Genomic DNA, 6,624 nt, shown 5'->3' with positions numbered 1-6,624 from the left:
GATGATGGCGACGAGCAGATCGACCTTCGAGGCGTAGTGATAGTAGAGCGAGGCTTTTGTGATTCCCACCGCATCGGCGACCTCGCGCAGGCTGCTGTGGTCGAAGCCCTTGGTCGAAAACAGCTGGAGCGCGGCCTCGCGGATCGCATCCTTGGTGCTTCTACCTGCGACAACTGTTCCGGAAACGACTGGGGCGCCCATACTCTCATCCTCTCACCCGAGCCGGGTTCGCGATTGCATCAGCCAGGTATGCGACGTACGCCACCTAGAGTCGAGGTTGTTCCTCCGTTTACTGGCTCGGTAGTCTACCTACCGCACGGTAGGCAGATTAGTTTTCGTGGAGGCGGGGGGCCGAGGCTCCCGGCGGCAGTGCCTGTCTACGCGCTTGCGCACAAGCACCCTGTTTCGCCCGCATACCCATTCGCCAGGAGAACCCCTCGTGTCCGTATACCTCTATCGGTGGGGAAAGTTCGCCTTCCGCCGGAAATGGATCGTCATCACGGCGTGGATCGCCGCGCTGCTCGTCATCGGCGGCACCGGCGCCGCCCTCGCCAAACCCTTCCAGGACTCCTTCTCCATGCCCGGCCTGCCGTCGGAGCGGGCCACCGAAATCCTCGACAAGCACTTCCCCGGTGCCTCCAAGGATTTCGACGCCAACGCGGTCACCGGCACCTATGTGATCGCGGCGCCCGACGGTGAGAAGCTGACCAGCCCCAAGAACGCGGCCGCGCTGCAAAGGTTCATGAACGACCTGAACGCGCTGCCGATCGTGGACAAGTCGGACCCGAAGAAGGCTCCGATGAATCCCATCGATCTCACCAAGAAGATCGGTGAGGCGGCCGGGGTCGACTGCCTCGACGGCGACCGATCCGCCGCGAACTTCGCGCCGAGCTGCTCGAACGCGCCGCTCAATGTCCTGGGCAAGACCAACGCGGACTCGGTGGCGGTCGTCAAGGTCACGTACACCATCCCCAAGTTCTCCGACATCAAGCCCGCCGACCAGGACGCGGCCTACGACGTCGGTAAGAGCGCCCGGGCCGCCGGGCTGCAGGTGGAACTGACCGGCAATATCGCACAGAAGCAGGCCGCGGGTGGCGCGTCGGAGATGATCGGCATCGGCGTCGCGCTGGTCGTCATGATCATCGCGTTCGGCGCGATCGTCGCCGCGTTCGTGCCGATCATCACCGCGATCTTCGGTGTCGGCACCGCCATGGCCATCGTCATGTTCGGCACCCACTGGCTGACCGTGCCCGCCTTCACCCCGACCCTGGCGTCCATGATCGGCATCGCGTTGTCGATCGACTACGCCATGTTCATCGTGTCGCGCTACAAACACGAACTGGCCGTATCGAATTCGCCGGAAGAGGCGGCGGGCACCGCGGTCGGCACCGCCGGTTCCGCGGTCATCTTCGCCGGTCTGACCGTCATCATCGCGCTGGCCGGGCTCAGCTTCGTGGGCGTCAACTTCCTCACCTACATGGGTATCGGTGGCGCGATCACCGCGACCATGGCGGTGCTGGTCGCGGTGACCCTGATGCCCGCGCTGCTCGGCGCGTTCGGCGGCACGCTGTTCAAGCCGAAGCTGCCGCTGGTCGCCAAGCACGATCCTGAGGACGAGAACTCCGTCACCAACGGAATTCGCTTCGCGCGCTTCATCGGCAAGGCTCCGTGGCTGACGCTCGCGGCCTCCATCGTGCTGCTCGGTCTGCTTGCCGCCCCCGCGGCGAACCTGCAGCTGGGTCTGCCCGGCGGCGACTCCATGCCGAAGGACACCACCCTCTACAAGGCGTACGACCTGCAGACCAAGGGCTTCGGCGAAGGCTCCAACGGCACCCTGATGGTGGCCGTGGACCTGTCGAAGACGCCGGAGGGTCAGCGCGATCAGGCGATCAACGAGCTGCGCAATTCGTTGAAGACGCCCGGCATGGATTACCTGACCGCCACCCAGCGCAGTCAGGACGGCCAGGCCGCGCTGTTCATGGGCGTGCCCAAGTCCGGGCCGAACAACAAGGAAACCAAGGATCTCGTCGAGAACGCGCGCAACGCGGAATCCAAGTTCAATGCCGAGTACGGCATGGAATACGGCATCACCGGTAGCACCGCGATCTTCACCGATGTCTCACAGGCCCTGCTGGACAAGATCATTCCGTATCTGTCCATCGTGGCGGGCGCGGCATTCCTGTTGCTGCTGCTGGTCTTCCGCTCCATCCTGGTCCCGCTGACCGCCGCCCTCGGCTTCCTGCTCTCCATGGCGGCCACCTTCGGTGCCACGGTGCTGCTGTTCCAGGAGGGCAAGTTCGGCCTCTTCGACCCGCATCCGCTGGTCAGCTTCCTGCCGATCATGTTGATCGGCTTGGTATTCGGTCTCGCCATGGACTACCAGGTCTTCCTGGTGACCCGCATGCGTGAGGAATACGTGCACGGCAAGTCGGCCAAGGACGCCATGATCAGCGGCTACCACCACGGCGCGCGCGTCGTGACCTCCGCCGCCATCATCATGATCTCGGTCTTCTCCGCCTTCATGCTCGACGACAATGTGGTCGCCAAGTCCATGGGCTTCGCCATGGCCGCGGGCGTCTTCTTCGACGCCTTCATCGTCCGCATGGTCCTCATCCCCTCCCTGCTCGCCCTCCTGGGCAACAAGGCCTGGTGGATCCCCAAGTGGCTCGACCGCATCCTCCCCGACATCGACGTCGAAGGCTCCAAGCTCACCAAGCTCAAGCAGGCCTCCGCCCCGATCGAGGACAAGCAGCCCGCCACCGTCGGCTGACCCGACTCCGAAATGCCTCGGCCCCCACCCGATTCCGGGTGGGGGCCGAGTGCTTTACCGCGCGTTTCGGTCAACTACCGCTCGTCCGGATCAGAGCTAGCGCGGCTGATTTATCCCCGGCGGGATATACGGCCCGTTGTCCCCGGGTCCCGTCCCGGTCGCGTGATGGGAGAACACCCAGATGATCCCCGCGAGCGCCGCCACCCCGACCGCGACCAGCACGGCAGTTCGCCAGCGCTCTGTTCCGGCCGCCTCAGGTCTACGCCAGTACCACCAAATCGCCACCAGCAGCACGGCAATCAAGATCCACAGCATGGCTCGCCCTTTCCCCAGTATGGAAAGTCCTGCGCTGCACCAAGCTTGGGTATGACCGCTTAATCAATCCTTGCGGTCCGGATAAGAGCGGTCGCGCGGGCGGTGGCATTGCGGACGACGATGCCTGGGGAGGTGGCGGGGACCATCATGGCGGCCGCGGCGCGCATGCCGCGTTGTTTGGACTCGACCAGTTTGCGGTGGCGCTGTTCGTAGGTCGCGAAGGCGGTGTGCGGCTGGTCGGGGTTACGGGTGAGTTCCTCGGCGAGGGTGTGGGCGCCGGCGATGGCGAGGGTGGAGCCGTCGCCGAAGAGGGACAGGCAGGATCCGGCGTCGCCGAGCAGGGCTACGCGGCCATCGGACCAGCGCGGCAGGTCGACTCGGCTCACCGAGTCGAAGTAGAGGTCGTCGGCGGCCTTCAGCTGGTCGAGCAGGTCGGCGAAGATGCCGATCGGGCCGGTGAAGGCGTCGGCGACCAGCTGCTGGTGCCGGGCGAGGTCACGGTGGTCGAGATTGGGAATCGCGGCTCGACGGAACATGAAGGCCACCACCGCTTTTCCTTTGGAGGGGTGCACGCTGATGGCGCTGCCGGGGCGGTTGAACATGACCACCTCGCGCTCGTCACCGAAGGCCCGGTCCACCGGCAAGGTCGCCACGTACAGGCCCATGTGGCGGAGGAACCGGTCTTCCGCGCCGAAGACCAGCCGCCGGACATTCGAGTGCAGCCCGTCCGCGCCGATGACGTAGTCGTAGTGGCCGGTCGTACCGCTCTCGAAGTTCACCTCCACCCCGTCGCCGTCCTGGCTGATGCCGGAAATTGAATCAGCCCAGCGGATTTCGGAGTGATCGCGAGCCGCCTCGAGCAGGATGCCCGCCAGATCCGCGCGGGCGATCTCCACCTCACGGTCACCGGCCCCGCCCTGAAAAACACTGAGCCGCAGCCCTGCCCGCTCCCGGCCGGTCGCGTCGACGAAGCTGATCCGGTTCACCCGCGACCCCGCCGCCCGCAGGCGCGGCAGCACACCCATGCCCTCGACCACGTCGACCGCGGGCCCTTTCACGTCGATGGGATTGCCGCTGGAGCGCTGCGCCCCAGCGCGTTCCACCACGGTCACGTCGAATCCGTTGCGTCCCAGCCAGTACGCCAGGGTCGAGCCGCCGATACCGGCTCCGGAGATCAAGACCTTCTTGCGCATCGTCATCACCCTCGATCGAAGTGGACGATTTTCGTCCACTTCCAAAAAGGTACGCTAACCGGAAGAACTTCGTCCACTTTTCGGGAGGTGAGGACAACGGCCGAGCTCAGAGCCGACGCCCGCAGCAATCGCGACCAGATTCTGGCCGCCGCCCAACTGGTCTTCCGTGAGCAAGGCGTCAACGTCTCGATGAAGGACATCGCCGATGCGGCAGGCGTGGGCGTCGGCACCCTCTACCGCCGTTTCCCCGATCGCGGCTCCCTCATCACCGCCGCCGCCCACTCCTACCTGTCAGCCCTCGCCGACCTGATCGCCATCGCCGAACGCGAATCCCCCGACGCCTGGCAAGCCCTCTCCCGCTTCCTGCGCGACTGCGCCGAACTCCGCCTGGGCGCTCTGGCCGCCGCCATCGAACCAACCCTGCACGCCGACATCCAATCCACCCCCGCCCTCACCGAAGTCCGCGCCACCATCACCGACCGCCTGGCCACCCTCACCACCCGCGCCCACACCGAAGGCACCCTCCGCCCCGACATCACCCCCACCGACCTAGCCCACCTGATGACCCTCCAGATCTACACCCGCCCCGACGACCCCTACCCCACCGCCATCAACCGAGTCCTCGACCTCCTCCTCGACGGCTTACACACCTGAGCCACTACGAGTTACGCGTACGCGCGGGTGCGGATCCAGCGACCGGTGGCGGGGTGCGCGGCCAGCACGATGATGGCCAGGTAGAAGGCGAAGAAGGCCAAGGGGAACACGAGGTCATCGATGCCGTGGACGATACGCAAGGACGGATCCGCGAAGGCATCGCCGAAAGCGGCGAGTACACCGACGATCACGAAGACACGGCCGACGGTCAGGCGGCGCAGCAGCAGAATGCCGCCCACGCCGAGCAGCATGGCCGCGAGTGGCCGGAAGATCAGCTGAGGTTCACTGGCGACCAACGAGCGGAATTCCTTGTCGCCGTCCGACCAGATCGAATAAGTCGCCAAAGTCCCCAACGTGAACCACACGCCCAGGCACAGCCCGAAGGTGGCGGCCAGGACCGCAGTGGCGTTGTTCGGCGAGGGCGCGGGCTGGCCGAACTGATTGTGCGGGTACGACATCGAAGCTCCTGCTTGATCGGCCACGCGGAAGGCCCCGCGCTACAACCGATCTTGGTCAGCACCCCTTAATCAATCCTTGTCGTCCGGATAAACCACTATCTAGAGAGACGTTCGAAGATGGCTTGCCGGGTTCCGGTCGCGCGCTCGAAAATCCGGCCGGTACCTACCGAGACGGACATGTAGTAGCCGGGCGCGTAGCCCAGGTCCGGGCCCTGCTCCACGTCGAGCAGGCAGAGTGGAGCGTCATGGTCGATTGCCAAGGACGCGAACCAGTTTCGGATCGACGGGGATTCCAGGAACAGGATACTCATGTCGGTGGTCGCGGCCATGAAGCTGAATTCGAGGTGGTCGGGTGACAGCCAGGCCGCGTTGTACACGGTGAGGTAGATGTAGCCGATCCGGAACTGACCCTCGTCGTCCGGATCACCGTAGGCACGTAGTGCTTCGTCCGTGTCGAAGCGAAGCGATAGGTCCATGAACTCGCGATTTTCGGACGAGGGGTCGAGGCTGATGGTGCGGCCGCTCTTGAAACGTGTGGTGCAGGGCAGGGTTACGCGACCACCTGCGATCTCGGCGATCGTCCAGTCGTCGCGGCCGTTGTCCTTCATGTTGTCGGCGATGGCCTCGAGCAGTGACACCGCGCGGTCGCGGTGGATGTAGACCTCGTAGCTGTAGTCCAGGCCCATCGGAACCTCCCGCTACCGGTGTCTGGAAATGCGAAGGGCTCCGACCTGAATCAGGTCGGAGCCCTTCGTGGCGGTGGCGGAGGGATTTGAACCCTCGGAGGGGGGTTACCCCTCACACGCTTTCGAGGCGTGCTCCTTAGGCCGCTCGGACACGCCACCGGTGGTGACTTTACCTGAGGACCCTGCGTAATCCGAAATCGGCTGGAGAGAGGGGCTAGGGGCGGTGGGAATCGAAGAAATCGGCGAGGAGGGCGGCGCATTCGGGTTCGAGGATGCCGGCGCGGACTTGGGGGCGGTGGTTGAGACGTCGGTCACGCACTACGTCCCAGAGGGAGCCGACGGCGCCGGTCTTGGGTTCCCAGGCGCCGAAGACGAGGCGGGAGACGCGGGAGAGGACGAGGGCGCCCGCGCACATGGTGCACGGTTCGAGGGTGACGGCGAGGGTCGCGCCTTCGAGACGCCAGCCGTCGCCGACCACGCGAGCCGCGGCGCGCAACGCCAGGACTTCGGCGTGGGCGGTCGGATCGCCCAGGGCCTCACGGGCATTG

At 65.4% G+C, this 6,624-nt stretch carries 8 protein-coding genes and 1 tRNA gene; 2 read left to right on the top strand and 7 right to left on the bottom strand.

What is annotated here, in order from left to right; genetic code table 11:
* Positions 1-201, bottom strand: a 201-nt coding sequence (locus ACWELQ_RS34055) for a TetR/AcrR family transcriptional regulator (protein WP_452401140.1), incomplete at its 3' end; no start/stop codon positions are given.
* 238 nt (positions 202-439) lie between these two features.
* On the opposite strand from ACWELQ_RS34055, the gene ACWELQ_RS34050 reads away from it, so the two are divergent.
* The gene (locus ACWELQ_RS34050) at positions 440-2,770 is read left to right on the top strand and encodes an MMPL family transporter (RefSeq protein WP_452401139.1); all 2,331 of its coding nucleotides are present in this window, start codon (positions 440-442) and stop codon (positions 2,768-2,770) included.
* Between the two features lie 96 nt (positions 2,771-2,866).
* On the opposite strand, the gene ACWELQ_RS34045 is transcribed toward ACWELQ_RS34050, so the two are convergent.
* Together ACWELQ_RS34045 and ACWELQ_RS34040 are read right to left on the bottom strand one after the other, a co-directional pair.
* The gene (locus ACWELQ_RS34045) at positions 2,867-3,085 is read right to left on the bottom strand and encodes a hypothetical protein (RefSeq protein WP_452401138.1); all 219 of its coding nucleotides are present in this window, start codon (positions 3,083-3,085) and stop codon (positions 2,867-2,869) included.
* Between the two features lie 59 nt (positions 3,086-3,144).
* Positions 3,145-4,278 (bottom strand): FAD-dependent monooxygenase, encoded by a 1,134-nt coding sequence (locus ACWELQ_RS34040; RefSeq protein ID WP_452401137.1) that lies wholly within the window; start codon positions 4,276-4,278, stop codon positions 3,145-3,147.
* Between the two features lie 87 nt (positions 4,279-4,365).
* Here ACWELQ_RS34040 and ACWELQ_RS34035 point away from each other — a divergent pair, with 87 nt between their 5' ends.
* Positions 4,366-4,932, top strand: a complete 567-nt coding sequence (locus ACWELQ_RS34035) for a TetR/AcrR family transcriptional regulator (protein ID WP_452401136.1) — start codon at positions 4,366-4,368, stop codon at positions 4,930-4,932.
* Between the two features lie 11 nt (positions 4,933-4,943).
* Here the strand turns inward: ACWELQ_RS34035 and ACWELQ_RS34030 are convergent, their stop codons facing one another.
* From ACWELQ_RS34030 to ACWELQ_RS34015, 4 genes are all read right to left on the bottom strand, one after another.
* Positions 4,944-5,390 carry a hypothetical protein gene (locus ACWELQ_RS34030; RefSeq protein ID WP_452401135.1) on the bottom strand — a complete coding sequence of 149 codons (447 nt, stop codon included), beginning with the start codon at positions 5,388-5,390 and terminating at the stop codon, positions 4,944-4,946.
* Positions 5,391-5,485: 95 nt separating this feature from the next.
* Positions 5,486-6,076, bottom strand: coding sequence for a hypothetical protein (locus tag ACWELQ_RS34025; protein ID WP_452401134.1), 591 nt, complete (start codon positions 6,074-6,076; stop codon positions 5,486-5,488).
* A 68-nt stretch (positions 6,077-6,144) separates the two neighbouring features.
* Positions 6,145-6,235 (bottom strand) — tRNA-Ser (locus ACWELQ_RS34020).
* Positions 6,236-6,290: 55 nt separating this feature from the next.
* On the bottom strand, positions 6,291-6,624 hold a 334-nt coding region (locus ACWELQ_RS34015; RefSeq protein WP_452401133.1), incomplete at its 5' end, for a nucleoside deaminase.

The organism is Nocardia sp. NPDC004722, from assembly GCF_053601505.1.
The sequence above is the reverse complement of the archived record's forward strand: the minus strand, read 5'-3'. Positions and strand labels throughout refer to the sequence as shown.